General features: G+C 36.2%; 26 protein-coding genes and 1 other annotated feature. Of the genes, 6 read left to right on the forward strand and 20 right to left on the reverse strand.

Annotation, left to right across the window (positions count from 1 at the left end):
- Positions 1 to 609 (forward strand): DUF6708 domain-containing protein (locus GWI68_RS00325; RefSeq protein WP_347877515.1); only part of this gene is annotated, 609 nt, incomplete at its 5' end.
- A 151-nt stretch (positions 610 to 760) separates the two neighbouring features.
- Here GWI68_RS00325 and GWI68_RS00330 read toward each other — a convergent pair.
- Complete coding sequence (locus GWI68_RS00330; RefSeq protein ID WP_109410092.1) at positions 761 to 1,060, reverse strand: hypothetical protein; 300 nt, start codon at positions 1,058 to 1,060, stop codon at positions 761 to 763.
- A 76-nt stretch (positions 1,061 to 1,136) separates the two neighbouring features.
- On the reverse strand, positions 1,137 to 2,717 hold the full coding sequence (locus tag GWI68_RS00335) for a TerC family protein (RefSeq protein ID WP_166539063.1): 1,581 nt from the start codon (positions 2,715 to 2,717) through the stop codon (positions 1,137 to 1,139).
- A gap of 244 nt (positions 2,718 to 2,961) precedes the next feature.
- On the opposite strand from GWI68_RS00335, the gene gndA reads away from it, so the two are divergent.
- Complete coding sequence (gndA, locus tag GWI68_RS00340) at positions 2,962 to 4,368, forward strand: NADP-dependent phosphogluconate dehydrogenase (protein WP_023581264.1); 1,407 nt, start codon at positions 2,962 to 2,964, stop codon at positions 4,366 to 4,368.
- Between the two features lie 80 nt (positions 4,369 to 4,448).
- Here the strand turns inward: gndA and GWI68_RS00345 are convergent, their stop codons facing one another.
- Both GWI68_RS00345 and GWI68_RS00350 read right to left on the reverse strand, forming a co-directional pair.
- Positions 4,449 to 5,063: a fimbrial protein gene (locus tag GWI68_RS00345; protein WP_166539064.1), complete on the reverse strand. Its 615-nt coding sequence runs from the start codon at positions 5,061 to 5,063 to the stop codon at positions 4,449 to 4,451.
- Positions 5,064 to 5,543: 480 nt separating this feature from the next.
- Positions 5,544 to 5,912: a helix-turn-helix domain-containing protein gene (locus GWI68_RS00350; protein WP_109410089.1), complete on the reverse strand. Its 369-nt coding sequence runs from the start codon at positions 5,910 to 5,912 to the stop codon at positions 5,544 to 5,546.
- 98 nt (positions 5,913 to 6,010) lie between these two features.
- Here GWI68_RS00350 and nfsB point away from each other — a divergent pair, with 98 nt between their 5' ends.
- Positions 6,011 to 6,664, forward strand: coding sequence for an oxygen-insensitive NAD(P)H nitroreductase (gene nfsB, locus GWI68_RS00355; protein WP_166539065.1), 654 nt, complete (start codon positions 6,011 to 6,013; stop codon positions 6,662 to 6,664).
- Between the two features lie 137 nt (positions 6,665 to 6,801).
- Here the strand turns inward: nfsB and GWI68_RS00360 are convergent, their stop codons facing one another.
- The 6 genes from GWI68_RS00360 to GWI68_RS00385 form a co-directional block, all read right to left on the reverse strand.
- The gene (locus tag GWI68_RS00360) at positions 6,802 to 8,844 is read right to left on the reverse strand and encodes a S8 family serine peptidase (protein WP_166539066.1); all 2,043 of its coding nucleotides are present in this window, start codon (positions 8,842 to 8,844) and stop codon (positions 6,802 to 6,804) included.
- Positions 8,845 to 9,045: 201 nt separating this feature from the next.
- Complete coding sequence (locus GWI68_RS00365; protein WP_166539067.1) at positions 9,046 to 9,207, reverse strand: hypothetical protein; 162 nt, start codon at positions 9,205 to 9,207, stop codon at positions 9,046 to 9,048.
- Positions 9,208 to 9,566: 359 nt separating this feature from the next.
- Positions 9,567 to 10,919: a dicarboxylate/amino acid:cation symporter gene (locus GWI68_RS00370; RefSeq protein ID WP_208105077.1), complete on the reverse strand. Its 1,353-nt coding sequence runs from the start codon at positions 10,917 to 10,919 to the stop codon at positions 9,567 to 9,569.
- Positions 10,920 to 11,304: 385 nt separating this feature from the next.
- Positions 11,305 to 11,670, reverse strand: coding sequence for a hypothetical protein (locus tag GWI68_RS00375; protein WP_166539068.1), 366 nt, complete (start codon positions 11,668 to 11,670; stop codon positions 11,305 to 11,307).
- A gap of 178 nt (positions 11,671 to 11,848) precedes the next feature.
- Entirely contained in the window at positions 11,849 to 13,198 is a 1,350-nt protein-coding gene (locus GWI68_RS00380) for a dicarboxylate/amino acid:cation symporter (RefSeq protein WP_166539069.1), read from the reverse strand.
- Positions 13,199 to 13,628: 430 nt separating this feature from the next.
- Complete coding sequence (locus GWI68_RS00385) at positions 13,629 to 14,123, reverse strand: YbaK/prolyl-tRNA synthetase associated domain-containing protein (protein ID WP_166539070.1); 495 nt, start codon at positions 14,121 to 14,123, stop codon at positions 13,629 to 13,631.
- Between the two features lie 312 nt (positions 14,124 to 14,435).
- Here GWI68_RS00385 and yiaY point away from each other — a divergent pair, with 312 nt between their 5' ends.
- Positions 14,436 to 15,587 carry an L-threonine dehydrogenase gene (yiaY, locus tag GWI68_RS00390; RefSeq protein ID WP_166539071.1) on the forward strand — a complete coding sequence of 384 codons (1,152 nt, stop codon included), beginning with the start codon at positions 14,436 to 14,438 and terminating at the stop codon, positions 15,585 to 15,587.
- A gap of 148 nt (positions 15,588 to 15,735) precedes the next feature.
- Here yiaY and hisIE read toward each other — a convergent pair whose 3' ends face one another.
- Genes hisIE through hisG form a run of 8 tightly spaced genes read right to left on the reverse strand, consistent with a single transcriptional unit; the run spans position 15,736 to position 22,861 of the window.
- A complete protein-coding gene (hisIE, locus tag GWI68_RS00395) occupies positions 15,736 to 16,356 on the reverse strand; it encodes a bifunctional phosphoribosyl-AMP cyclohydrolase/phosphoribosyl-ATP diphosphatase HisIE (RefSeq protein WP_109410084.1) in 621 nt (206 codons plus the stop codon).
- On the reverse strand, positions 16,353 to 17,126 hold the full coding sequence (hisF, locus tag GWI68_RS00400) for an imidazole glycerol phosphate synthase subunit HisF (protein ID WP_109400805.1): 774 nt from the start codon (positions 17,124 to 17,126) through the stop codon (positions 16,353 to 16,355). Before hisF ends, hisIE begins: the two co-directional genes overlap by 4 nt.
- On the reverse strand, positions 17,108 to 17,845 hold the full coding sequence (hisA, locus tag GWI68_RS00405; protein ID WP_109410082.1) for a 1-(5-phosphoribosyl)-5-[(5-phosphoribosylamino)methylideneamino]imidazole-4-carboxamide isomerase: 738 nt from the start codon (positions 17,843 to 17,845) through the stop codon (positions 17,108 to 17,110). Before hisA ends, hisF begins: the two co-directional genes overlap by 19 nt.
- Before the next feature lie 6 nt (positions 17,846 to 17,851).
- Positions 17,852 to 18,442 carry an imidazole glycerol phosphate synthase subunit HisH gene (hisH, locus tag GWI68_RS00410; RefSeq protein ID WP_109410081.1) on the reverse strand — a complete coding sequence of 197 codons (591 nt, stop codon included), beginning with the start codon at positions 18,440 to 18,442 and terminating at the stop codon, positions 17,852 to 17,854.
- A complete protein-coding gene (gene hisB, locus GWI68_RS00415; RefSeq protein WP_109410080.1) occupies positions 18,442 to 19,509 on the reverse strand; it encodes a bifunctional histidinol-phosphatase/imidazoleglycerol-phosphate dehydratase HisB in 1,068 nt (355 codons plus the stop codon). Before hisB ends, hisH begins: the two co-directional genes overlap by 1 nt.
- Positions 19,510 to 19,554: 45 nt before the next feature.
- Complete coding sequence (hisC, locus tag GWI68_RS00420; protein WP_166539072.1) at positions 19,555 to 20,637, reverse strand: histidinol-phosphate transaminase; 1,083 nt, start codon at positions 20,635 to 20,637, stop codon at positions 19,555 to 19,557.
- Positions 20,627 to 21,955 carry a histidinol dehydrogenase gene (gene hisD, locus GWI68_RS00425; protein ID WP_166539073.1) on the reverse strand — a complete coding sequence of 443 codons (1,329 nt, stop codon included), beginning with the start codon at positions 21,953 to 21,955 and terminating at the stop codon, positions 20,627 to 20,629. Before hisD ends, hisC begins: the two co-directional genes overlap by 11 nt.
- A 6-nt stretch (positions 21,956 to 21,961) precedes the next feature.
- Positions 21,962 to 22,861, reverse strand: coding sequence for an ATP phosphoribosyltransferase (gene hisG, locus GWI68_RS00430; protein ID WP_109410077.1), 900 nt, complete (start codon positions 22,859 to 22,861; stop codon positions 21,962 to 21,964).
- Positions 22,862 to 22,905: 44 nt separating this feature from the next.
- Positions 22,906 to 23,036: a sequence feature (His leader region), on the reverse strand.
- A 356-nt stretch (positions 23,037 to 23,392) separates the two neighbouring features.
- Between hisG and GWI68_RS00435 the strand changes: the two genes are divergently transcribed.
- Positions 23,393 to 24,214 carry an SDR family oxidoreductase gene (locus GWI68_RS00435; RefSeq protein WP_072069707.1) on the forward strand — a complete coding sequence of 274 codons (822 nt, stop codon included), beginning with the start codon at positions 23,393 to 23,395 and terminating at the stop codon, positions 24,212 to 24,214.
- Here the strand turns inward: GWI68_RS00435 and GWI68_RS00440 are convergent.
- A complete protein-coding gene (locus tag GWI68_RS00440) occupies positions 24,211 to 24,831 on the reverse strand; it encodes a glutathione S-transferase family protein (protein WP_166539074.1) in 621 nt (206 codons plus the stop codon). The two genes, GWI68_RS00435 and GWI68_RS00440, sit on opposite strands and share 4 nt — an antisense overlap.
- A 157-nt stretch (positions 24,832 to 24,988) precedes the next feature.
- On the opposite strand from GWI68_RS00440, the gene GWI68_RS00445 reads away from it, so the two are divergent.
- On the forward strand, positions 24,989 to 26,191 hold the full coding sequence (locus GWI68_RS00445; protein WP_109410075.1) for a serine hydrolase: 1,203 nt from the start codon (positions 24,989 to 24,991) through the stop codon (positions 26,189 to 26,191).
- A 175-nt stretch (positions 26,192 to 26,366) separates the two neighbouring features.
- Here GWI68_RS00445 and GWI68_RS00450 read toward each other — a convergent pair.
- The coding region (locus tag GWI68_RS00450) for an IS3 family transposase (protein ID WP_166539075.1) at positions 26,367 to 26,954 on the reverse strand (588 nt) is incomplete at its 5' end.

The following is a 26,954-nucleotide window of genomic DNA, read 5'->3' on the forward strand; positions in this document are numbered from 1 at the left end:
TTTATGTTCTCTTTACTGAAAACAGAGTGGTTTGCATGGACACACTACCCATTACGTTTTGATCGTAAAAATCAAATGGTTTACGCCTTTCGCACTGATGGTTCTATTATTTCAGTACCTTGGAAGAAAGTATTTTTCACCACGGGACTTGATTACGCTAAAAGTATGAAAAACGACTATTATATTAGTGGGCATGTTCTTGCTGATGATAATAAAACTATTGTTGATACCTTTTGCCTTCCTGCCTCCACCGGTAATTTTGAATTACTAAAATATCATTGGGAATTTATTCGACGTTATATGGAAGAAGGGCCTGAGAATATTATTCAACAAGTTGAATTTTGTTTACCGATAGCCAATAAAAAAGAAAGTTATGGATTCACGTTCTTTTATGTCAGCACGTTATTTAAAGGTATGTTGAAAATTTTAATGCCATTGATGTCTCCAATTATTTTTATTATTAGTATTCCTCGCTATATTGCAATCTTAACCAGTCGCCGTCCTATTTGGCCACAGGAAATAGAAGAGCAGTGCAAAATAGACCCTAATGATCCTTATATCTTAAATGAAAAAACGAATCCTAAAGATCTCTGGAAAGCTTTTTATTAAAAATCATCTATATTGTATTTCATCAACATTTTTATTAGTTTTCCGCTCAACGATATGAATTTTATTAATTCAATGATTGCTTATTTCGAATAGCTCAAACTGTTATCAAAGTCCGTTTTTTATCGGCTTAAGAAAAGTCGTATAAAAATAATTATTTAAACTGAATAAAGGCATCTGCGACTTTTTTAGCGCCTTCATAAATTTCAAATTTTTCTAATTCTTCTAATAAATGATGAGGGGCATGTTCAACTAAAAACTGCATATTACCCTCACTTACCCAATGTTCTGACTTTTTCTGTGTGTGAGTGATTTCAATCGCAAGGCTCCAATTATTTGGGTTGTAAGGTAGTTGAGTGGTTGGATAATAAAAACCAGCTAAAGGAGGTGGTGATAGCCTTCCTCCTTCAACAGAGGTTAACCAGACTATTTTAACGCTGACATTGGTATACATATTATTTTCCAGTAGACACAATCTTCAGATAAAAAATATCCGCCATAAAGGCGGATATTTTGCTATTTGACAGGGATTACGCTTCGTCAACGTTTTCTTCGTCTTCAGGTGTAGGTTCTACAATTCGAACTTTATTAATTCGATGGTTATTCACTTCTAATGGCTCAAATTCAATACCATCAATCAGAATTTTTTCACCAACAGTTGGAACACGTTGTAAATGCTCCATTAATAAACCTGCTAAGGTTTCATACTCACGTTTTTCATCCAATTTGATTGGAATATAAAGCACTAAGTCTTCAAGTGGTGTAAAACCATTTACAGTCCATGAACCGTCTTCATTTTGAACCAAGTCGTGACGAGAATCGTTTTCTTCAGAACTGACAGGCAAGTTACCCGCAATGGTTTCCATTACGTCAGTTAACGTGACGATACCCTCTACTGAACCGAATTCATCTACAACAAAAGCGAAGTGGGTATGTGCACTTCGGAATTGTTCTAATGCTTGCAGTAAGGATAAACCTTCAGGGAAGATCAACGGTTGTGTGATCAATAAACGTAAGTTTAGAGGTTCATTACGCAATTGTTGATTCAACAATTGAATAATATTAACCACACCAATAGGTTCATCACTATATTGCTCGTCAGTGATCACTAGGCGAGAGTGAGGATCCTTTTCCAACAATTGGCGGATATCATCTTGTGTTGCATTTAAGTCTACGTATTCAACATCATGGCGAGACGTCATGATACTGTTAACATTACGTTGGCTTAAACCAAGCACGCGCACAATCATTTGGCGCTCTTGAGGATCAAACACTTCTTCTGAACTGGAGACTAAATCAGATGTGTGAGGATCTAATTCAGAAGATTCAGACTTACCATTAATAATACGTAACACCGCTTCTGCTGTGCGCTCACGTAAAGAGCGAGAAGCAGATAAGAAGCGACGACGGTTAAATTGTGCAAGCTGATTAAAGACTTCTATCATGATAGAGAAGCCAATCGCTGCATACAGGTAACCTTTTGGAATGGCGTAACCAAAGCCTTCGGCAACTAATGCAAAACCAATCATCAGCAAGAAGCTTAAACACAAGATAACAATGGTTGGGTGGTTATTGACGAAGTTTGTTAAAGGCTTACTTGCAAGGATCATCAAGAACATTGCAATAGTGACAGCTGCAATCATAACGCCTAAATGATCAACCATACCCACAGCGGTTATCACTGAGTCAAGCGAGAATACCGCATCCAGTACGATAATTTGTGCAACGACAGACCAAAAGCTGGTCGTTTTACGTTGTTTCCCTTCGTTGTGATCTTTACCTTCTAGCCGTTCATTAAGCTCCATAGTGGCTTTGAACAGCAAGAATATCCCTCCGAGCAGCATAATTAAGTCTCTTGCACTGAAAGGATGATCAAACAGTGTAATAAGAGGTTTTGTCAGAGTGATAAGCCAAGAGAGGCTAAATAACAACACAACTCGCATAACAAGAGCACACAATAAGCCGGTTATACGTGCTTTATCTCTTAGTTTTGCTGGGAGTTTGTCTGCCAGAATAGCAATGAAAACAAGGTTATCAATACCAAGTACGATTTCGAGAACAATTAGGGTGGAAAGTCCTACCCAGATCGTCGGATCCAAGATCCATTCCATACAGTTTGTTTTACCTTCTATAAAGACGGCATATGCCGACTTGGGAATAATGAGCAATTTGCAGGAATTTTTCAATAATTTATTATCGATCGCAGGGGAATAATTTCATTTTGTCTAAAAGATTGTGATACCAATTACATCAATAACTACCACCAAGTGAGAGAGTGAGTTACTATGTGATCAGGTTAACAAATTGTCAGTACATTGATACTGGCAGGTTTATTTTCAGACGGGAGTTATTTTCATGTCAAAACAGCAAATCGGCGTGGTTGGTATGGCAGTAATGGGACGTAACCTTGCGCTAAATATTGAAAGCCGTGGTTATTCTGTATCCATTTACAACCGCTCAAGCGATAAAACCAACGAAGTTATCGCTGAAAATCCAGGTAAAAAACTGGTTCCGAATTATTCTATTGAAGAGTTTGTTGATTCGTTAGAAAAACCGCGCCGTATTTTATTAATGGTAAAAGCGGGTGAAGCAACGGATAAAACAATTGCTGCATTGACACCGCATTTAGATAAAGGCGATATCCTTATCGATGGCGGAAATACTTTCTTTAAAGATACCATTCGTCGTAACCGTGAATTATCAGCACAAGGTTTTAACTTCATTGGTACGGGGGTTTCTGGTGGTGAAGAAGGCGCGTTAAAAGGCCCTTCAATCATGCCGGGTGGACAAAAAGAAGCTTACGAATTAGTTGCGCCAATCCTTGAAAAAATTGCGGCTGTTGCTGAAGGCGAACCTTGTGTGACTTATATCGGTGCTGATGGCGCGGGTCACTATGTAAAAATGGTTCACAACGGTATCGAATATGGCGATATGCAATTGATTGCAGAAGCGTATTCAGTATTAAAACACTCTTTAGGTCTAACTAATGAAGAATTAGCAGAAACCTTTACTGAGTGGAATAAAGGTGAATTAAGTAGCTACCTGATTGAAATTACTGCTGATATCTTCCGTAAAAAAGATGACGAAGGTAAATACCTTGTAGATGTTATTCTTGATGAAGCGGCAAATAAAGGTACAGGTAAATGGACTAGCCAAAGCTCTTTAGACTTAGGTGTACCCGTTACTCTTATCACTGAGTCTGTGTTTGCTCGTTATATCTCTTCATTAAAAGATCAACGTGTTGCTGCATCTAAAGTATTATCAGGCCCAACACCTAAAGCATTCTCTGGCGATAAAAAAGCCTTTATTGAAAATGTACGTCGCGCACTGTATTTAGGTAAAATCGTTTCTTATGCTCAAGGTTTCCAACAACTGAAAGCCGCATCAGACGAATATAACTGGGATTTAAACTACGGTGAAATCGCGAAGATTTTCCGTGCGGGTTGTATCATTCGTGCTCAATTCCTGCAAAAAATTACAGATGCTTATAATGAAGATGCAAGCATTGCAAATCTGCTGTTAGCGCCATACTTTAAACAAATCGCTGACGATTACCAACAAGCTTTACGTGATGTTGTTTGTTATGGCGTACAAGCAGGTATTCCAACTCCAACATTCTCTGCCGCTATTTCTTACTACGATAGCTATCGTGCAGAAGTGTTGCCAGCAAACTTAATCCAAGCTCAACGTGACTATTTTGGTGCGCATACTTATAAACGTACTGATAAAGATGGCGTATTCCACACAGAGTGGATGGAATAAGTTTTTAAAACAATAAGTTAAAATCTTTTGAGGTGCTGGTAATACAGCACCTTTTTTATTTAATGAAAATAAATATCCAATTACTTATATTGCAGAGTATAAACAACACTACTATTAACTTTACCAGCAGTTGTTGTACCTGTTGCGTAGTATTCAACAGCATAAGGTAATGTTGCTGAAAATGTATCAGAATCAATGTCTACATAAGATGTATTAGTGACTTGTGAGGTACTACCAACTTTAATTGGAGCAAAATTATTACTACCATCTAGTAATTGTAAATTAACAAAAGTAGCACCTGTAGCACTGGTATCCATATTTTTAAGTCGTCCAGTCACTGGATCAACGGTGACCCCTGCTTCAAAAAATGCTGAGACAAGACTGTGAGTAACATCGCTTGAATCTGAATTCATTCTCCAAATAGTAATAGTAGGAATTACATTTTCGCAATCGTGTAGATTCATATTAAATGCAGTCCGGCCAGTTACTTGACCAGCTTGAGTTAATACATTTGTACTTACTGTAGGTAAAGTAATGGTTGCATTAGGTCCTTGTCCTTCTATATCAACTTTACAAGTTGTTGTTGTTAATAGACCATTAAAATTTATAGTACCCGTATTATCGTCAGCAAATACTGTACCTACTGTTAAGCTCAATGCGATAGCTAATGATGTACTCAAAAAAGTTTTCTTCATAGAAACTCTCTAAAATAGTAATTAATAAATAAAAGTAGTAGCCACGTTTTTATATAAAAATACTAGAATATAATTTTATAACAGATTAACTACGTTATTTTACTAATATATATATCATCTTAAAATAAATGAAATTGGTTTTTTCTATATAAATCAACTTAATAATAGTGAATTTCTATAAGAGAGTAATTATTATTAAAGGATTGAAAATCAATAAATTATGTTTTTATTTTATATAAATAAAGTTTTTATCATAATAAGATAGAGAAATAAGATGTATTCGTTTTTTATGTAATATATTTATCTAAATTACATCATTATAAGACTTGTTTTTATTTTATTTTATATTTAAATTACCCATTTAATGGGTATTATTTTCCTAAATTAAATTTTATAAATGATGTTAAATGTTTTTTCTCAGAAATATAGAAGAATATTAATTTCTTAAAGAAATTAATATTCTAATTAAGGAAAGTGTTATCATTTTCTATTGGCAGATCTTTTTAATATAGGAATTGCTCTTTCTTCTCCCCAGCTTTGTAGTGCTGCTAAAACGTGAGAGAGTGATTCTCCATCCTCGCTGAGTTTATATTCAACTTTGGGCGGAATTTCAGCATACACTTTGCGCTCGATAAGCCCGTCAGATTCAAGTTCACGTAACTGTTTAGTTAGCATTCTAGGTGTTATTGAAATAAGTTTTCTTTTTAGCTCATTAAATCGCAGTATTTTTCCCTGTAAATGGTAAAGGATCATGCCTTTTCCTTTTCCTCCCATCAGCTCTAAAGAGGCTTCAACCGGGCATCCATCATAGGTGTAGTCGTTATATCTATTCTTTTTAACAGTATCCATTTGTACCCTATATACATAAATTGTACGTACTTGCGAGATGGTAAATTATTATTAAAATAGCACAGATACAAGTGTCTTATTTGGAATAGGTGTAATAAATGAATTTATTAAATATATTGAAAACACGTTATGCGACAAAACATTTTGATAAAAACAAAGTGATCCCTGAGCAAGAATTAGAACAAATTAAAGCATTATTACAACTAAGCCCATCAAGTGTGAACACTCAACCATGGCATTTTATCATCGCAAAAACGGATGATGCTAAGCAGAAAATTGCTGGCTCAACAGAGGGTGGATATGAGTTCAATAAAGAGAAAATATTAAGTGCTTCACATGTTGTAGTTATGTGTGCAAGAAATACATTAACTGAAGAATATCTCTCTCATTTGCTTGAATTAGAAGATAAAGCAGGACGGTATCCAGCAGTCGAATTTAAAGAGCAAAATAACCTTGCAAGATCATTTTTTGTTAATCTACATGAAAAACAACTTGGCGATTTATCTCATTGGATAGAGAAGCAGGTTTATTTGAATATGGGATCACTATTACTAGGTGCGGCAACGTTAGGAATAGATGCTCTTCCAATGGAAGGTTTTGATCTATCAAAAATAGATTCAACATTTTCTTTAAATGATAAAGGTCTTCATGCCGTGACAATTGTTGCATTAGGTTATAGAGAAGAAGATGATTTCAATTACAATTTGCCAAAATCAAGATTACCACAAAGTGAAATTATCACAGATATTTAGATTTTAAGTTTTTGATTTAAACCTTACTTTATTGAGTGAAGTTTTTTATAATGGCTTTAGCCATAAATATAATAAAAGGTGCTAAATTAAGCACCTTTTTATTAACTCAATTAAATCAGAACGGTAGGGTATTAATTTTATTCTATATGAATATTAATTCTTACAGGCAATTTATATTCTCGATGTTTCCAACATTGAATATAGACAGGAAAAATTCCACTATATTTTGTTTTATTTAAATGCGAGTTTTTTGCAGGATCATATATTAATTGTATTCTAAAGTTTCCGCCAGTATCATTACCTGGTGCTGTTGCCGTATTTAAAGCAAATCGCCCTGCATCATTCCATTTATGTGCAGTTAAATATAATACAGATACATTCCCATTATCATCTGATATTGGGATTTTAACTTCACTCACTGTTATAACTTGATTCCACCATTCTAATTCCGATGGAGCTTGTTGTGGATAATGAGCAATAATACCATTATGCTTAAGATCAGTATATTGGTAATAAAATGGAAGATTTTCTATTTTATATTCATCAATTTTAAATGAAGAATTAAGATTTAAATAATTAGATGAATATGAAAAGGGATTTATATTTACGAGTGGTGCCAGAATTTCTTTATCTAATTCATGCATTAATTGAGCAACATTAGGCCTAACACCAATTCCATCTTTTACTCCTTCAGTATAACTGGATTTTTTTAATAATGTTCTCATACTCTCTGGTGTTAACATAACGCCCATACTTTTGGCATGAGACTGTAATAATCCAAGAGCTGCAGCACATAAAGGTGCGGCACCAGAAGTGCCATTAAATTTAGCACTATATGCTGTGCTCTTGTCATTATTTCTCATATATAAAGAGCCACTTCCAGTAGTTGCGATCTCATAACCCCATGAATTCACTAATGAGGTGGAGTGACCATAATTTGAGAAACCAGCTTTACTTCCATCATTAGGCATACAAGCACCCACTAATATGCCACCATTATCACCGTAATCTATAAATTGTGAGGGATCAGATAAATTAACGTTTGAATTACCTGCGGTATTGAGAACAATAACACCTTTTTGAGTTAGGTTATAAATGGTATCCCAGAATGATTTATACATGGATGCTGGAACCATTTTTTTTTCATGATTCCATGCACAGTATTCATAACTAACAATGTCTCCAGGTCTGGAATCACTTAAAACAGTACTCATTTGGTGAATATAATAAGAATATAGTTTTGCAGAATGAGCAATGCCCGTCATTCCAAAACCATTATTTTCAGCTGATATAACACCAACAGAACCTGTACCATGAATATTTTTTAATATTTCTTCTTTGGTTGTACCATTATTAGTAACAACAGTAATATTTTTATTTTGAAGGTCTTCATGAAAACTATTAACACCAAAATCAATATGTCGGATTACAGCTAATTGACCTGTATTTTCTTTAGCCCAAGCCTTTCGTACATTCATATCTTGATAGGGTTCATCGAGATATTTTTGATAATAAGAAAGATCAGGTGTCACTTCAGTAGTCGCTTTATCTAAATTAAAAGCGCTTTGTTTTATGTTATTAGATTCTAATAATTTAATACTATCAGGAGTGATAGAGACATAGACAATATCACTGTCCGCTTCTAATTTATCTGTGACAATTTTTACATCATTAATAGAGAGTGTACTTTTTAAAGTATAATACTCAAAGTTATGAATAGGATGATCTTTTTGAAATGAGGATAAATCAATAACCACTTTTTCTAAATCAAAAAATCCACGTTCTTTTTTCAGTAATTTATCTAATTTTGATTTTTTTCCTTTATTTATTTTTATTTGAATTGAGAATTTATCATTCTCATTAATCACTGGTTCTGAAAGTGAAGATAATTTATTCTCTAGCATTGAAAATAAAGGAGTTATTTTTTCCTTAATAAATTCTAATGGCTGAAAAACGACTTCATTAGAGGTGTGTTTACCGTCAGTATAATTAACCAGTACGGTATAAGTTCCAGGTGCATTGATATAAAAAGTCTGTCCACATTGTGTGCCGCTGATTTTCTCAATAACTTCATCGTTACTCATGAGAGATAAATCAAATTTTCCTTTATTTTCATTCACTTCCGCATAAGTAGAAGGGGTGCTACTCATCATTTTATATACATTAATTTCATTACTCATAATACATTCCTTTGTTTAGTAAATAACTTTTAAATCCATATGACACTGTATAAATACACAGTTGTTTTGTGTGTTTTAAATATAAGAAATATCCTAAAGGGAAATTTACAATGTGGTATATAAAAAATACTTATTAATTACGAAGTAGATAAGAATGAATGAGGCAACAAAGTGTTGTTTAGCACATCAATTATAAAAATTTTATTTATTTTTATAATGAAAATTAAAAAAATCATTAAAAATATTCGCTAGCCATTGAGGTTTTTCCTCATGTACAACATGTGAAATAAAGGGCACATTCAGTAATGAGGCAGGTTCAATATTATCAACGATTTCTTGTGAATGAGATAAAGAAACCAGCATATCATTATCACCACGGTAGACTCACACAGGGCAGTGAATATTCTTAATTTTTTCATTAGGATAGCCAGTTTTACTTTGATCTAACCACATTATTTAGACTTGATAAAATAGGCGTTAAAAATCAGGTTTAGGATTAATATCTTGTTAATCTTCACACTATTGAGGAAAATTGTATCGCCAATATTCAAGTGTAATCTTTTGATAGATCTCTTTAGCGGGATCATCATCCGTTAATTACCAACTAGCACGACAAAGTTTACCTATGACAGCCAAATCATCGGAAAAATATATGGCGATTATTTAATAAAAAGAGAGTGCTTAAATACTCTCTTTTTATTTTTTATTAAAAAATATAAAAACTATTGTTCAGATGCTTTTATATAATGTGTTTTTTCATTTATTTCATCTAATACTAAATCAGTATCTAGCTTGTTTTCTATTGATATTCTTCCACTAAAAACATCATTCATTCTCTCTTTGTCTAAGGCATTTTCCCAGCGAGCAACAACAATACAGGCGCAAGCATTGCCAACAAGATTGGTCAATGCGCGACATTCTGACATAAAGCGGTCAATACCTAGTATCAAAGCCATACCCGCAACGGGAACACTAGGAACAACCGATAATGTTGCTGCAAGAGTAATGAAACCGGCTCCTGTAACACCTGCTGCACCTTTTGAGCTGATCATGGCAACAAACAGTAATGTAATTTGTTCTGTTAATGACAAATCAACGCCTGTTGCTTGAGCGATAAATAATGCCGCCATGGTCATATAGATATTAGTGCCATCTAAATTAAAGGAGTAACCAGTTGGAATAACTAAACCGACAACGGATTTTTTACAACCCAGTTTTTCCATTTTACTCATTAATGTAGGTAGTGCGGCTTCAGACGAAGAAGTACCTAATACTAACCAAAGTTCATCTTTTATGTATTTAATTAAAGAGAGAATAGAAAAGCCATTATATTTAGCAACCGCACCCAAAACGACCAATACGAAAAGTAATGCTGTTAAATAAAAAGTAATTACCAACAACATTAAATTTCCAATGGAGGAAATCCCATATTTACCTATCGTAAAAGCCATTGCACCAAAGGCACCAATAGGTGCTAACTTCATTAGCATACCAACCATCTTAAAAACAGGTTCACAAAGATGCTGTAAGAAATTTAATACAGGTTCACCCCGTGAACCTATTGATGCTAATGCCAGACCAAAAACTACAGAAACAAACAGCACTTGTAAGATATTACCGTTAACTAATGGACTAACGATAGTATCAGGGATGATATTCATGAAAAAATCAACAAGAGAAGAGCTGTGCGCCTGAGTGACATACATTTCTACTCGGCTACTGTCTAATGATTCAGGAGAGATATTTAAACCGTCACCAGGGCGAATAATATTGGCAGTGATTAATCCAATAACAAGTGCAATTGTAGAAAATGTGAGAAAGTAAATCATTGATTTACCCGCTACTTTTCCGACTGCTTTCATATTGTTCATACCAGCAATGCCGGTCACTACGGTTAGAAAGATAACAGGTGCGATGATCATTTTTACTATTTTGATAAATCCATCACCCAAAGGTTTGAATGACTCACCAATATCAGGGTAAAAATGTCCTAATAGAATACCGAAAATGATAGCAATAATAACTTGGATATATAACACACGATAAAAGGGGAGCTTGCGGGATGAAGTCTGCATAAAAATTCCCTGTAACTGAAAGATATTGACTAAATAAAAAAGAAATTATGATGTAAATTATTATTTACATTTATTTTGTTGTGACAGGTAACTTAAAGGTATGCGTAAATCAGGTCAATAAAATAAAGTTGATTTTATCAAATATTGTGCTCTTCATCTAAAAAATTAGATTTAATTTCAATTTATCGCTATTTGTGAGATTTATTTTTCTTAAATCAATAAGTTAATGAAATTATGGTTTGTTTTAATTTATTGTATTTCTTTAAAATTATGTGTGTTTGGCTTTGATTTTTGGTGAATAAAATGATTTAAATGTAAAAAATATGGGTAGTGAGAGGTAGAGGAGGAATTGGCTTGCAATTATTTGTTTTTATTGCATTTGTTTTTAAGGGAAAAATGAACCACTGATAAATCCTTCAATATAAATAAACTCTAACCAACAAATAAATAAGCATTCAGAAAGAACAATAATAAAGGCGAGTATTGCGGGAAACTCTGAAGTATCTCTCACTAAGATAAAAAAACGAGGTAGCGTGATTACAGAAAATAGTATTTTTATTGCCAAAGCAAACGCAACAAAATAAATAGCGATATTTAAAGAAAATACTTCAATTTGAATGAGTGGTACAACAGCTGTATAAAAAAGAATAACACTACTAAGAATTATTATGGCAGAGCCACCCAGCCAATATTTGAAAAATAAAAGGTTTAGAGAATATTGTTTTTTTATCAGATCTTTTAATATATTCACAAATTTGTCCTTAATTTATAAATTAAAAAATTATAAAAATAAGCAGGAAATAATCTATGAGAAAAAGAGAAAATAATAAATAAATTATAAAAAAGATAAGTGTTTATTCGTAGTGGTAAGGAATGTAAAAAATAAAAGAGCACATATGTGCTCTTTTATGGATTATAAAAAATGGTCTTTATTTCACTGGAATTTTAATTGCATTATCAGATTCAATTTCAATAGGAGCTAATGGAGCATCCTCAATAAATTCACTTGATGTTCTGCCACTAAAGACATCATTCATTCTTTCTTTATCTAAGGCATTTTCCCAACGAGCAACAACGATACAAGCGCAAGCATTGCCCACAAGATTGGTTAATGCACGACACTCTGACATAAAGCGATCAATACCTAGAATTAATGCCATACCTGCGACAGGAACACTCGGTACAACGGATAAGGTTGCGGCTAAAGTAATAAAGCCTGCACCAGTAACACCAGCCGCACCTTTTGAACTGATCATTGCAACTAAAAGTAGTGTAATTTGTTCTGTTAATGAAAGATCGATACCAGTAGCTTGTGTAATAAATAGAGCTGCCATGGTCATATAGATGTTAGTGCCGTCTAAGTTAAAGGAATAACCTGTTGGAATAACTAAGCCGACAACGGATTTTTTACAACCTACATTTTCCATTTTACGCATTAAGCTAGGTAAAGCAGCTTCCGAAGAAGATGTACCTAATACTAACCAAAGTTCATCTTTAATATATTTAATTAAAGAGAGAATAGAGAAGCCATTATATTTTGCAACAGCACCTAACACGACAAGAACGAATAATAATGAAGTTATATAGAAAGTCAGAACAAGTAATACCAAGTTACTGATTGATGAAATACCATATTTACCAATAGTAAAGGCCATTGCACCAAAAGCACCGATAGGGGCTAATTTCATTAGCATACCGACCATTTTGAATACAGGTTCAGAGAAGTTTTGTAAAAACTTAAGAACTGGCTCACCACGAGTACCGATAGACGCTAAGGCAATACCAAAAACCACAGAAACAAACAGTACTTGTAAGATATTTCCATTAACTAATGGGCTAATAACCGTGTCAGGAATAATATTCATTAAGAAGCCAACAATTGATGAGTCATGCGCTTTTGCTACATAACTTTCTACTTTGCTCGCATCTAATGAGGCTGGGGAAATATTGAGACCATCACCTGGGCGAATAACGTTTGCAACAATTAAACCAATAATTAATGCAATGGTAGAGAAAGTCAGGAAGTAAGCCATGGATTTACCCGCAACTGTACCTACTGCTTTCATATTATTCATACCAGCAATACCCGTTACGACAGTTAAGAAGATAACTGGTGCGATGATCATTTTTACAATTTTGATAAATCCATCACCAAGAGGTTTAAAAGATTCACCAACGTCAGGATAAAAATGTCCAAGTAAGATACCGAGTAAAATGGCAACAATCACTTGCACGTATAATACTTTATAAAGCGGTTGTTTTTGAGTTGAAGTTTGCATGAAGATTTCCCTGCACCTATTGGTACATTATTTATATATTTATTTGTATGTTAGAAATAACTGAGATGTAAATATAATTTTACATTATTGTATTTTTATTGATGCTAACTTAAATGTATGAGTAATTTAGGTCAATAACATAAAATCTATTTAGTTAATTATTGAGTGCTGAATCGAAAAAAATAGTAAAAAAATCTATTTCGTACATTTATTGGCGTTAAAGGTAAGATAATGTGGAATTGGTGAGATAAATTCTGCTTTTTAAGTTATTATTGGTATTAAATATCGGCAAGGTTTTTGATCACATAATCTAAATATTACCTTTTGGCATGTAAATCTATATATACAATAAGAATCGATATCATGATAACAATTACCCTTAACTGAATAATGGCTAGGGTAATTGTTAAAAATAAATTAGCTCTTTTTATTACTCGCTTTCTTCGCGAATAAAAGAAATTAATTCAGGTTGTGCAATACGTTTGTAATCTTGTGTATTAAGAATAATTGAGCGTTCTAATGTGCCTGCATTAAAAGCGAGTTCATCAAAACGTTCAAAAAGTAGAGGGTCAGCCACAAGCTTTAATGCAGGGTGAAAACTAAAGGGAGGAATAGCACCAAATACACATTGGGTAAGATCGTCAACTTCTTTAGGGCTTGCTAGAGATGCCCTTGTTCCACCAATTTGATGAGCGAGTTTTGATAGATCGGCTTGTTTATCGGCGGGTAATATCGCAAGAACATGTTGTTTAATACCGTTACCTTTTATATGACAAACAAGTCCTTTTGCTCCCTGTCCTAATTGTGTTCCTCTAATTTTTGCAACTTCTTCAGAACGACCTGCGGTAGGGTGTTCCATTACACGATAAGTCGCATGGTTTTTATCTAATAAAGCAGTAAGTTGCTCAAAAATAGTCAAAGACATCAATGACTCCTGATTAATAAGTTATTTATTTAAGGTCATTATACGACTTTAAAAAAAATATTCTGCTGTGATGTTTATGGCTGGTTTTGATTATTTTGATAAGCTTTTCAAATTATTTTGTTACAAATGATAATATGTTAATAGTATTATCCTATTGAATTAATAGGGTAATTGGGCTTCTTTATTTAATTACCTGTAATAACATGATAAACAAATTGATATTTATTCATTATTTTGATGATGATCAATTTAAGAACAAAAAGAATAGAACATATTAAAACGTAGATTTAATTACTAAAAAGGAAGTCAATAATGGCAGTTTCAACATTCTATATCCCTTCTGTAAATAAAATTGGTGCTGGTTGCCTTGCTGATGCTGTAAGTTCAATGAAAGACTTCGGTTTTCATAAAGCGTTGATCGTCACTGATAGCATTTTAAATCAACTGGGTGTTGTTGATAAAGTCAGTAAGTTACTGACAGAAGCTGGTATTTCTAGCGTAACTTATGACGGAACTGCACCAAACCCTACTGTTGAGAACGTAGAAGCGGGTTTAGCTCTGCTGAAAGAAAATCAATGTGACTGTGTGATTTCTTTAGGCGGTGGTTCTCCACATGATTGCGCTAAAGGTATCGCGTTAGTGGCTTCTAATGGTGGAAAAATTGCAGATTACGAAGGTGTTGATCGTTCAGCTAAACCTCAATTACCACTGATTTCAATCAATACCACTGCAGGTACTGCATCAGAAATGACACGTTTTTGTATCATCACAGATACAGCGCGTCATATCAAAATGGCTATCGTTGATAAAAACGTCACTCCAATCTTATCTGTAAATGACTCAGAATTAATGATTGGTATGCCAAAAGGCTTAACCGCTGCAACAGGTATGGATGCATTAACTCATGCGGTGGAAGCGTATGTCTCAATCGCTGCAAACCCAATCACCGACGCGTGTGCATTAAAAGCAGTTACTATGATCAGCGAGTCTTTACGTAAAGTTGTTGATAATGGTGGAGATGCACAAGCTCGTGAAAACATGGCTTACGCTCAATTCTTAGCAGGTATGGCATTTAATAACGCTTCTTTAGGTTATGTACATGCTATGGCTCACCAATTAGGTGGTTTCTATAACTTACCTCATGGTGTGTGTAATGCGGTTTTATTACCACATGTTCAAGCTTATAACATCCAAGCCGCCGCGGGTCGCTTAAAAGATATCGCACAAGCAATGGGTGTTGATGTTTCTGCAATGAGCGATGAGCAAGGTGCTCAAGCATGTATCGAAGAAATTCGTAAAATGGCTAAAGATGTGGGTATTCCAGCTGGTCTAAAAGAATTAGGCGTGAAAGAAGAAGATTTCAAAACATTAGCTGAAAATGCGCTGAAAGATGCTTGTGCAATCACTAACCCTGTTCAGGGTACTGAAAGTGATGTTATCGAGTTATTCCGCCAAGCTATGTAATGCTCAAGACATAAATAACAATTGATACTTGTTATTTTATGTCTTAACTAAGTAATAAAAGCACCTCAAAATTTCTCGTTGAGGTGCTTTTTTGTTTATATGTTACTTTCTCGTTTGGTAGCTCTAGAGAGGATTAATTAGCTAGAAATTATTCGGCTTTTTTATGACGCTCTTGCAGGCAACCAATGACATCAGAGAGTGATAATGATTGGTCTTGTAACAATACCATTAAGTGATAGAGCAAATCAGAGGCTTCGTTTCTTAACTCTTCTCTGTCATTAACTGTGGCGGCTAATGCGGTTTCTACACCTTCTTCTCCAACTTTTTGAGCTATTCGTTTTGTACCGCTGGCGTAAAGACGGGCAGTGTACGAGCTATCTGGTGAAGCATTTTTACGCTCACGTAATATATTCTCCAGCTCATAGAGAAATCCCCACTGGCTTTGTGCAGGAGCAAAGCAACTTTCAGTGCCATTATGGCAAGTTGGTCCAATCGGGTTAGCTAAAATAAGTAAAGTATCATTATCACAGTCAGGATAAATATTGACTAATTTGAGAAAGTTGCCTGATGTTTCACCTTTTGTCCATAAACGTTGCTTAGTGCGAGAATAGAAAGTGACATTTCCACTTTTTAGTGTCATATCTAGCGCTTCTTTATTCATGTAGCCTAGCATTAATACATCACCTGAAATGGCATTTTGGATAATAACTGGCATGAGATTATCCACTTTTTCCCAATCTAATTGCGCTAATGTTTCACTATTCATTATATTCTTACCTTAACGTCATTTTCTGCAAGATATTGTTTTAATTCGTTAATGTTAATAATTTGTTTGTGAAAAACAGACGCTGCAAGTGCGCCATCAACATTGGCTAATTTAAAGGCATCAAGAAAGTGTGACATTTCGCCAGCACCACCAGAGGCAATAAGAGGTACATCTGCAACTTGGCGTACTTGAGCTAATTGTTTCAAGTCATAGCCTTGTCTTACACCATCTTGATTCATCATATTTAAAACAATTTCACCTGCGCCTAGCTTTTGAACTTCACGTACCCAATCAAGTGTTTTCCAGTGTGTTTGTTGAGTGCGTTTCTCATCACCTGTGAATTGATAAACTAGGTATTCACCTGTCTTTTCATCAAACCAAGTATCGATACCTACGACAACACATTGCACACCGTAGCGTTCTGCCAAGCGTGAAATCAATGTTGGATCTGAAAGCGCAGGGGAGTTGATCGAAATTTTATCTGCCCCAAAAGAGAGAATTTTTCCTGCATCTTCAACAGAACGAATGCCACCAGCAACACAAAATGGTATATCAATGACTTCAGCGACGCGTGACACCCAGCTTTTATCAACAACTCGACCATCAGAAGAGGCGGTAATATCATAAAATACAAGCTCGTCAGCGCCTTCTTTGGCATAACGTTCAGCAAGAGGGACAATATCTCCAATAATTTCATGATTACGAAATTGAACACCTTTAACGACTTGTCCATCACGAACATCAAGACAAGGAATTATGCGTTTTGCCAACATGATATCGCCTCTTTTAATGTAAATTTGCCTTCTAATAATGCTCGACCAACAATAATACCAGTGACGCCAGATGCTGGAAGTGCTGCGATATCTTGTAAATTACCAATACCACCAGAAGCTTGAAATAAAATGTCAGGAAAACGTTGGCTAATTTCTGTATACAATTCAACGTTAGAGCCTGCCAATGTGCCGTCACGAGAAATATCGGTACACAACACATGTTTTAATCCGACACTTTGATAAAGTTCGATGATCTCTTCGAGGGTATAAGGGGAATTTTCTTGCCAGCCACTCACTGCTACCCATTTTTTGCCTTGTTTATCAATACGAACATCAAGGGCTAACACAATGGCATCTGCACCATAACGTTCAAACCAAGTTTTCACCATTTCGGGCTGACTGATTGCAGTAGAGCCAATAACAACTCTGCTTGCCCCTGCATCGAGTAATGATTTCACATCATCTTCAGTGCGAATGCCACCACCCACTTGTACTGGTATATTCACACAAGCAACAAGCTCTTTTAACAGTGAAATTTGGCGGGCAGAAGGATCTTTTGCACCTGTTAGATCCACTAAATGAAGGAGTTTTGCACCGTCTTTTTCATATTGTTGATAGCGTGTCAGCGGATTATCATCGTAATCGCGTTGTTTTGCATAATCACCTTGATGAAGGCGAACGACTTTTCCGTCAATTAAATCTAATGCTGGAATGATCATAACGCGTTACATCTCCAAAAAATTCTTGATAAGTTGGGCTCCAGCTTTTCCTGAGCGCTCTGGGTGAAATTGCACACCATAAAAATTATCTTTTTGAATTGCGCTACTAAAACGAGAGCCGTATTCAGTTTCGGCAATGGTTGATTCATTTAACGCTAAACCATAGCTGTGAACAAAATAGAACCAAGCATCGTTATCAAGAGAACGAAAAAGGGGATGGGCAGGCTTTGCTAATACTTGATTCCAACCCATATGAGGTAATGGTAAACCAGCTGTATCTAACTTATCAATTGTGCCATCAACTAACCCTAATAAAGGGACACCTTTGCCTTCTTCGCTCAGAGAAGCCAATATTTGCATGCCTAAACAAATCCCTAAAACAGGCTGTGTTAATGCTTTAATTAAAGGAATTAATTCGCGTGCTTCCAGTTGTTCCATTGCTGCGCGAGCCGTTCCCACTCCAGGTAAAAAGAGTTTATCCGCAGATAGCACAACGTTTTTTTCATAGGAAATAATGGGATCATAACCGAGTCGCTTAACGGCATAAGCGACGGAGGCTAAATTGGCACAACCTGTATCGAGAATAACCACTTTCATCACAGAACACCTTTTGAGCTTGGTAAAGTATTACCTTCAACACGAATGGCTTGGCGTAATGTACGACCAAAGACTTTGAATAAGCTTTCTGCTTTGTGGTGATCGTTTTTGCCTTTCGATTTTAGGTGTAATGTGCAACCCATGGTGTAAGAGAGTGAACGGAAAAAGTGTTCTATCATCTCAGTACTTAGATCACCGACACGTTGATATTTAAATTCTGCTTTGTATTCAAGGTGTGGGCGACCTGAAATATCTAATGCACAGCTTGCAAGGCATTCATCCATCGGTAATGTAAAACCAAAACGAGCAATGCCGCGTTTATCACCCAATGCTTCACGCAGGGCTTCACCTAAAGCAAGACCCGTGTCTTCAACAGTGTGGTGATCGTCAATCACTAAGTCGCCTTGTACATTGATGTTCATACGAAAACCGCCGTGAGTGGCAATTTGATCAAGCATATGATCAAAGAAGCCAACACCAGTGCTGATTTGGCTGTCACCTTCACGATCAAGCCAAATATCAATAGCAATTTGCGTCTCTTTTGTCTTACGTTCAACGTGAGCGTAGCGATCTTTTTTGGTGAGTTGTTCTGTGATGACCGCCCAATTAAGCTCATTGGAATTATAAAGTAAGCCTTTGATACCCATATTTTCAGCTAACTGAATATCTGTTTGTCTATCGCCAATAACGTAGCTGTTATCTTTATCGAGTGCGCCATCAACTAAGTATTGTGTCACAAGCCCTGTTTCAGGTTTGCGACAAGGGCAGTTATCTTCAGGTTTATGAGGACAAATTAAAACATCATCAAAAGTTATTCCCTGTGATGACAAAATTTGCATCATCAAATTATGTGGAGGATCGAAATCCGCTTGAGGAAAACTTTCTGTACCTAATCCATCTTGATTAGTGATCATAATAAGCTTGTAACCTGCTTTTTGTAGCGCGGTCAGTGCGGGGATCACGCCATTTTCAAAGGCGAGTTTATCGAGTCTATCAACTTGATAATCTGTAGGTGGCTCGGTGATTAAAGTGCCATCACGGTCAATAAAAAGAATTTTTTGGCTCATGGTAAGCTCCCTCAGTTGCGATTTTTGTTGTTATCGTTTTATCTTTTATACGTTTGCAGTTTGAATATTTTTTATAGCATTGATCACGCTATCACATTCTTCGGTAGTACCGATAGAAATACGCAAGCAACCATTAAGCCCATATTGACGTTGTTGATCGCGTAAAATAATCCCTTGCTCCCATAAAGTACGGAAAACCTGATTAGCATCAGTGAATTTCACTAAAATATAGTTGGTTTCACTGTTATAAACCTGCTCGACATTCGGTAATTTTTTTAACGCTTCAGATAAGACCGTTCTGTTACGTGATATTTCAGCAACACGATTTTTCATCATATCAATACCTACCTCAGTTAATGCTTGTGCTGCAATATCGGCAACAGGTGTTGACAATGGATATGGGGCGATCACTTTTAGTAATAATTCAATGACTGGTGGATTGGCAAGCGTAAATCCACAGCGCAACCCTGCTAATGCAAATGCTTTCGATAAGGTGCGCAAAATGACTAAATTCGGATAATCTTCAAGCCATGAAACAATTGATGCTTGTGGACAAAATTCTATATAAGCTTCATCAACTGCAACTATAGCTTTGCCTTTAGCGAGTTCTAATACATCACGAATAAGTGAAGGGTTAACAATGTTTCCTGTTGGGTTATTGGGGCTACAAATATAGACCAGTTTTACATTATCAAGTTTTGATGCAATGGCTTTGACGTCGGGGCTCCAATCAGCAAGTGTAGGGACAACACGTTGTTCTATACCAAATGTTTCTGCACTTACGCTATACATGCCATAAGTGGGAGGACAATAAAGCACAGCATCTTTACCAGGTTCGCAAAACGCACGAATAAGTAGTTCAATGGCTTCATCTGCCCCACGACTGACTAAGACTTGATTTGGATTAACACCTGCATATGCAGCATAACGATTAATGACATTAACAGGCTGACACTCAGGATAACGGTTTAAATTTTTTTCATTAAAAGTAAATTCAGGTGCAACGGGGTATTCATTTGCATTTAACCAAACCGAACCATTTCCACCTAAACGTCTAGCAGATTGATAAGGAGTTAACTCACGTACATTTTTTCGGGCAAGTGAGGTGATATCAAATTCATTTTTCATTGTTATTTTTCCCCTGAGCCAAAGCATTAACACGAAGTGTGACCGCATTTTTGTGAGCGGTTAATTGTTCAGCTTGCGCTAGTATTTCAATAGTTTGTGCTAAATCAGATAAACCTTGTGCTGTGAGTTTTTGTACAGTCATGCGTTTCATAAAGTCAGCTAGACCTAAACTTGAGTAGGTTGAGGTATAACCATAAGTCGGTAGAACATGATTAGTGCCTGAAGCATAATCTCCCGCAGATTCAGGAGACCAAGCACCAAGAAAAACAGAACCGGCACTGGTAATGCTATCAACACGTGCATCAGCATCATTAGTTTGAATAATCAAGTGTTCAGGGCCATAGCTATTGCTGATTTCAATACATTGATCGAGATCGCGAGTAATAATGACTCGACTTTCAGCTAAAGCTTGTTTGGCAATTTCAGCTCGGCTTAATTGAGTAAGTTGTGTTTCCGTTTCAGCAATAACGGCTTTGGCTAATGTTTCATCTGGGGTTAATAATACGACTTGTGAATCAGGGCCATGCTCTGCTTGCGACAGTAAGTCAGCAGCAATGAATGCAGGATTTGCATCTGCATCAGCAATCACCAAAACTTCTGAAGGGCCTGCTGGCATATCAATAGCTGCACCTTGTAGCGATTGGCTGACTTGACGTTTGGCTTCAGTAACATAAGCATTACCGGGGCCAAAAATTTTATCTACTTTAGGGATAGATTCTGTACCAAACGCCATTGCTGCAATCGCCTGCGCGCCACCCACTTGGAATATTTCATCAATACCAATTTGTTGAGCAATATATAAAATTTCATCAGCAATAGGAGGGGGTGAGCAAAGAATAACTTTGCGACAACCTGCAATACGCGCTGGGATACCTAACATCATTACGGTTGAAAGTAATGGAGCCGAACCACCAGGAATATAAAGTCCTACAGCATCAATGGGTCTGCTTACTTGTTGACAAAATACACCAGGTTGAGTTTCCACGTTGATAGTGTTAGGAATTTGAGCTTCATGAAAACGACGAATATTATTCATCGCCTGTGCTATTGCTTGTTTTATTTCGTTATTTAGTCTTGTTGTGGCTTCATCAATTTGCGTTTTTGGCACCAATACACTTTCCGGCGCTGCCTTATCGAATTTTTGGCTAAGTGCTTTAAGCGCTTTATCCCCATCATTGCGTACCTGTGAAATGATGCTAGCAACTTGTTCTGTAATTGAACCGGATGCTGAAATAGCAGGGCGAGTTAATAGCACTTGTTGCTGTTCTTGCGTGCATTCATTCCAGTAAGTTAATGTATTAAAACCCGTTTTCATCATTTCACCTTATTCCATCATTTTTTCAATTGGTAAAACAAGAATTGAACTCGCACCTAATGCTTTTAGTTTTTCCATGGTTTCCCAGAATAGGGTTTCACTGCTGACCATGTGCATTGCAACGCGATTCTGGTCACCCGCAAGAGGCAGAATAGTAGGTCTTTCAGCACCAGGAAGTAACGCAATGACATCTTCGAGGCAATCACTTGGTGCGTGTAACATAATGTATTTTGATTCTCGAGCTTGGATGACACCTTGAATACGCGTCAGTAAACGGTCGATAAGGGCTTGTTTGTCGGTTTCCATTTCTCCGTCGCGTTGGATCAAACACGCTTTTGAACGGTAAATAACTTCAACTTCTTTCAGACCGTTAGCTTCTAATGTTGCACCAGTAGAAACTAAGTCACAGATAGAGTCAGCAAGACCTGCACGAGGAGCGACTTCAACAGAGCCATTTAATAGACATGATTTAAATTTGATGCCTTTTTGGTCTAAATAACGTTTTAGTAGATTGGGGTAAGAGGTGGCAATACGTGTATTATCTAGGCATTCAACACCTTGATAGTCGAAATCAACAGGAGTCGCAAGAGATAAACGGCAACCACCAAAATCGAGGCGTCGTAGCGTGAGATAGCTTGGGTTTTCGCCTTGTGCACGGCGTTTTAATAATTCTTCTTCTAATACGTTTTCACCAATAATCCCTAAATCAACCACGCCGTCCATCACTAGACCTGGAATATCGTCATCTCTTACACGTAAAATATCGATTGGCATATTTTCCGCATAAGCGATCAGACGTTGTTGGTTTAAGTTAATTTTGATGCCACAACGCGCTAAAAGGGCACGAGACTCATCACTTAAACGACCTGATTTTTGCATTGCAATTCTTAATCTTGTTTTGTCTAACATAATATTACCCTGTCCTTGTCTCAATTTTTTGTTTGAAAATTAGCTATAAAAAAACCCCGGAAGTTGCCTTCCGGGGTTTTTATTGTTTGTCTGCATTCAGACCACCGGAAGCGTTTCTTAAACGTCTTCCAGCACTCATCGCCTGAAAGACTAGTCAGGATGATGGTGATGATGGTGGTTTAGTTGAATGCTATACATAATTATTTTCCTAGCTAATTACACTATTTGTTATTTGATATGCCCGTTACTATTAATTTGTATTTAGTAACCAACATTCAGAATTTGTCTGCCTTTCAACCTACATGATTTGCAAAGTGAAAAGCAACCTATTTTTTAATAATAATTTAATTATTTTGTAACCTTTTGTTTTTAATGCTATTTTAATATTTCTCTTATTTACTTAATGTGGCAAGTGAGCGAGTATATAGGGGTATGCTAAAAATTAACGAAATATAAGTAGTATTTATATGTAATGGCGAAATGAAAATTTTATAGCATACTTTAACTAAGCCATTTAAGTAGGGGAGCAAAATGAAACGAATAACCATCGTTGGATTAGGTTGGTTAGGTTTACCACTTGCCGCTGCGTTGCGTGATGCAGGTTATCAAGTTAAAGGGACTAAAACCACCGAAGATGGCGTAGAAGCAGCAAGAATGAGTGGCGTTGATTGCTGTTTAGTGAATTTAACACCCGCAATTGAATGTGATAGAGATGATTTTGATTACTTAATGGAAACTGACGTACTGATCATCACGTTGCCACCAAGTGCCGCTGGTGGCGGTTATGATTATGTTGAAGCTATTCAAACGTTAGTGGATAGTGCAATGTCTCGCCATGTTACAAGAGTGATTTATATTAGTTCTACTTCTGTATATGGCAATCAAACAGGTAATATCACAGAAGAAATGGATATTCGGCCAGAAACACAATCGGCAAAAATGTTAGCTGAAGTTGAAAACTGGTTACATCGTTTACCGTTAACCACGGTTGATATTCTTCGATTGGCTGGGTTAGTTGGCCCCGGTCGTCATGCTGGACGTTTTTTATCAGGTAAAAAACAGGTAAAAGGCGCGCATCAGTGTGTCAATTTAGTCCATTTAGATGATGTAATTTTTGCGGTTGAACAACTGCTTGCACAAAATGAAGGTGGTCATTTATATAATTTATGTGCCCCAATTCATCCTAAAAAGAAAGATTTTTACTCAAGAGTATCCTCTCAGCTTGATCTTATTCCCCCAGAATTTGCAGATGAAGAGAAGCCGTTAATACGGGAGATTGACGGTCAGGAGATCTGTCGAGATCTTGGATTCCATTACCATTATCCAGATCCCGACAAAATGCCAATGAATTAACTTACAGGCAGTAACACGATATCACGGAAAAGAGATCTTTCACTTAATTGTGCAAACCATCGTTCAATATGTGGGAAGTGAGGTCGGTCTTTACAAACCTCGAGCCATGGATAAACCAGTGGTGCGATAGCGATATCAGCAAGAGAGATCTCATCTCCAGCAAAATAAGTTGTTTTTGCCAGTTGGTTATCTGCAATTTTTATCAGTTTGTTAAGCTTTTCTTTTAATGCTTCAACAAGCTCGGGGTTCTGTTGCTCTTTAGGTGTGCGAACAATCATTATCATCATTTGTTGAATGGGTGAAAATAGGCTGCCATTTGACCAATCCATCCATTTTTCTACATTTGCTCGTTGTTTAGGATCAATTGGATAGAGTGCGTTATTCTCATATTTTGAGCATAAATAACGAATAATGGTATTAGACTCCCATAACACAAAGTCATCATCTTGTAATGTTGGGATAGAAGCATTGGGATTCATTGCTAAATAATTTGCTTCATTGAGTCCGCCAAATGGGCCTCCAACATCAATTTGCTCATAAGGAACATTTAACTCCTTTAAGCACCAAAGAACTTTTTTAACGTTAGATGAGTTTTTTCTACCCCAGACTTTTAACATAAAGGTCTCCTAAACCACGATAAGTAATAAAATTTCCCTCTATAGGGCGCTAAACATGAATATAAGATAAATCTCTATATATCAATGTTGGCGTCTTATTCCAGAAAGCCATATAGTAGGAAAGCTTTAACAAATTGATATAAAAGGGTGATCGGTAATGAAAAAAAATATTCCATCTGTTCTGGGTAAGGTTACCGCGGGAATGGGTTTACTGCTAATTATTTCTAGTCCTTCATTTGCGGTAAATAATCCTGTACCTCCTCAAATAGAGGCAAAATCTTATGTATTAATGGATTACAATAGCGGAAAAATTTTGGCATCGGAGAAACCTGATGAGCGTTTAGATCCCGCAAGTCTGACCAAAATCATGAGTAGCTATGTGGTTGGACAAGCCATCAAAGAAGGGCGAATGTCGCCAGACGATATGGTGATTGTAGGGCGCAATGCGTGGGCAACAGGTAATCCGGTATTAAAAGGTTCATCATTGATGTTCTTGAAACCGGGTGATCAGGTCAAAGTCATTGATTTAAATCGTGGTATGGTCATTCAATCAGGTAATGATGCGAGTATCGCATTAGCTGAACATGTTGCGGGCAGTCAGGAAACCTTTGTGGATTTAATGAACTCCTATGCTAACAATCTGGGTTTAAAAAATACGCACTTTAAAACAGTCCATGGATTAGATTCTGACGGGCAATATACAACAGCACAAGATATGGCACTGTTAACAGCTGCTATGATCCGTGATGTTCCTTCAGAATACGAAATACATAAAGAAAAAGAATTTACATTCAACAATATTCGTCAGCCAAACCGCAATCGTTTATTGTGGAATAAGAATATGAATGTTGATGGTGTGAAAACAGGTCACACGAGTGGTGCTGGATATAATCTTGTATCTTCGGCAACTGAAGGTGATATGCGCTTAATTGCGGTTGTTTTAGGAACTCCATCAGATAAAATCCGTTTTGCTGAAAGTGAAAAATTATTAGGCTGGGGTTTTCGTTTTTTCGAAACGGTAACACCGGTTAAAGAAAACACACCACTAACAACGCAAAAAGTATGGTATGGCGATAAAGGTGAAGTGGCTTTAGGTGTCGCTAATGATGCTTCAATCACGATTCCTAAAGGTGAACTGAAAAATTTAAAAGCCTCGTTTACTTTAACTAATCCAGTATTAGAAGCGCCACTAACGCAAAATCAGGTTGTGGGTACAGTTAACTTCTTATTAAACGATGAAATCATTGAACAACGTCCTTTAGTGGTAAAAGAAGCGGTTGAAGAAGGTGGTTTCTTTAGTCGTATCTGGGATTTTGTGGTTAAAACAGTATCTGGCTGGTTTAACGCTATTTTTGGTTAATTTATCAATAATAGTTTTATCAATGCGTTACTGAGATTTCACCCATAAAGAAAGATTAGTTGTTGTTTTTAAAAAAAATCCGTAATTAAAATAATGATTACGGATTTTTTGTATTTAATGAGATAAAGAGATTGCACACTTTAGATGACTAGTCCTGATATAGGTTGACAACTTTTCAGGCATAAAACGCTCGATGTACTTCATCGGGCGTTTTATAGTTTAACGATAAGTGTGGCCGTTTTTCATTATAGAGTTGAATTGATTCTTCTACTAATTTTCTTGCTTGTTCCAGATTACTCGGTTTTATCAGTAGATACTCCATTTTTAATATTCCATTAATTCGTTCTGCTAAGGCATTTTGATAACAATCATACCCATCAGTCATAGAACATTGAATATTATGCTCTTTATGTATCTTCTGATATTCCGAAGAACAATACTGTATCCCTCGATCTGAATGATGGATTAACGAAGTTGTCGAAGTCCGTTTTTTTAACGCCTGAACCAACGATTTCTTCACTGAACTTGTTTTCATATTGTTATCTAAATGATATCCCACGATTTTTCGTGAATACGCATCCGTAATTAAACTTAAATAAGTATCACCTTCATGCGTCGATAAATAGGTAATATCTGCCACCCAAAGCTGTTCTGGTTGTGTGGGGATAAACCCTGACTTAATTAAATTTGGATGCCGATGAAAACGATGATGGCTTAAGGTTGTTCGATGATAAGCCCGTTTATTAGGCACCAGTAACTGATG

Origin of the sequence: Proteus sp. G2669 (assembly GCF_009915245.1) — a bacterium.
GTDB lineage: Bacteria > Pseudomonadota > Gammaproteobacteria > Enterobacterales > Enterobacteriaceae > Proteus.

Excerpts from the sequence above, each read along its gene's own strand:
- GWI68_RS00385 (WP_166539070.1), bottom strand. The coding sequence starts at position 14,123 with ATGTCTTTGACTATTTTTGAGCAACTTACTGCTTTATTAGATAAAAAC.
- GWI68_RS00360 (WP_166539066.1), bottom strand. The coding sequence starts at position 8,844 with ATGAGTAATGAAATTAATGTATATAAAATGATGAGTAGCACCCCTTCT.
- hisH (WP_109410081.1), bottom strand. The coding sequence starts at position 18,442 with ATGAAAGTGGTTATTCTCGATACAGGTTGTGCCAATTTAGCCTCCGTC.
- GWI68_RS00445 (WP_109410075.1), top strand. The coding sequence starts at position 24,989 with ATGAAAAAAAATATTCCATCTGTTCTGGGTAAGGTTACCGCGGGAATG.
- nfsB (WP_166539065.1), top strand. The coding sequence starts at position 6,011 with ATGAATTTATTAAATATATTGAAAACACGTTATGCGACAAAACATTTT.
- gndA (WP_023581264.1), top strand. The coding sequence starts at position 2,962 with ATGTCAAAACAGCAAATCGGCGTGGTTGGTATGGCAGTAATGGGACGT.
- GWI68_RS00345 (WP_166539064.1), bottom strand. The coding sequence starts at position 5,063 with ATGAAGAAAACTTTTTTGAGTACATCATTAGCTATCGCATTGAGCTTA.
- GWI68_RS00335 (WP_166539063.1), bottom strand. The coding sequence starts at position 2,717 with ATGGAATGGATCTTGGATCCGACGATCTGGGTAGGACTTTCCACCCTA.
- hisA (WP_109410082.1), bottom strand. The coding sequence starts at position 17,845 with ATGATCATTCCAGCATTAGATTTAATTGACGGAAAAGTCGTTCGCCTT.
- GWI68_RS00370 (WP_208105077.1), bottom strand. The coding sequence starts at position 10,919 with ATGCAGACTTCATCCCGCAAGCTCCCCTTTTATCGTGTGTTATATATC.
- hisC (WP_166539072.1), bottom strand. The coding sequence starts at position 20,637 with ATGAAAAATGAATTTGATATCACCTCACTTGCCCGAAAAAATGTACGT.
- GWI68_RS00365 (WP_166539067.1), bottom strand. The coding sequence starts at position 9,207 with ATGCTGGTTTCTTTATCTCATTCACAAGAAATCGTTGATAATATTGAA.
- GWI68_RS00350 (WP_109410089.1), bottom strand. The coding sequence starts at position 5,912 with ATGGATACTGTTAAAAAGAATAGATATAACGACTACACCTATGATGGA.
- hisG (WP_109410077.1), bottom strand. The coding sequence starts at position 22,861 with ATGTTAGACAAAACAAGATTAAGAATTGCAATGCAAAAATCAGGTCGT.
- hisB (WP_109410080.1), bottom strand. The coding sequence starts at position 19,509 with ATGAGCCAAAAAATTCTTTTTATTGACCGTGATGGCACTTTAATCACC.
- hisF (WP_109400805.1), bottom strand. The coding sequence starts at position 17,126 with ATGTTGGCAAAACGCATAATTCCTTGTCTTGATGTTCGTGATGGACAA.
- hisD (WP_166539073.1), bottom strand. The coding sequence starts at position 21,955 with ATGATGAAAACGGGTTTTAATACATTAACTTACTGGAATGAATGCACG.
- GWI68_RS00440 (WP_166539074.1), bottom strand. The coding sequence starts at position 24,831 with ATGTTAAAAGTCTGGGGTAGAAAAAACTCATCTAACGTTAAAAAAGTT.
- GWI68_RS00435 (WP_072069707.1), top strand. The coding sequence starts at position 23,393 with ATGAAACGAATAACCATCGTTGGATTAGGTTGGTTAGGTTTACCACTT.
- GWI68_RS00330 (WP_109410092.1), bottom strand. The coding sequence starts at position 1,060 with ATGTATACCAATGTCAGCGTTAAAATAGTCTGGTTAACCTCTGTTGAA.
- GWI68_RS00380 (WP_166539069.1), bottom strand. The coding sequence starts at position 13,198 with ATGCAAACTTCAACTCAAAAACAACCGCTTTATAAAGTATTATACGTG.
- yiaY (WP_166539071.1), top strand. The coding sequence starts at position 14,436 with ATGGCAGTTTCAACATTCTATATCCCTTCTGTAAATAAAATTGGTGCT.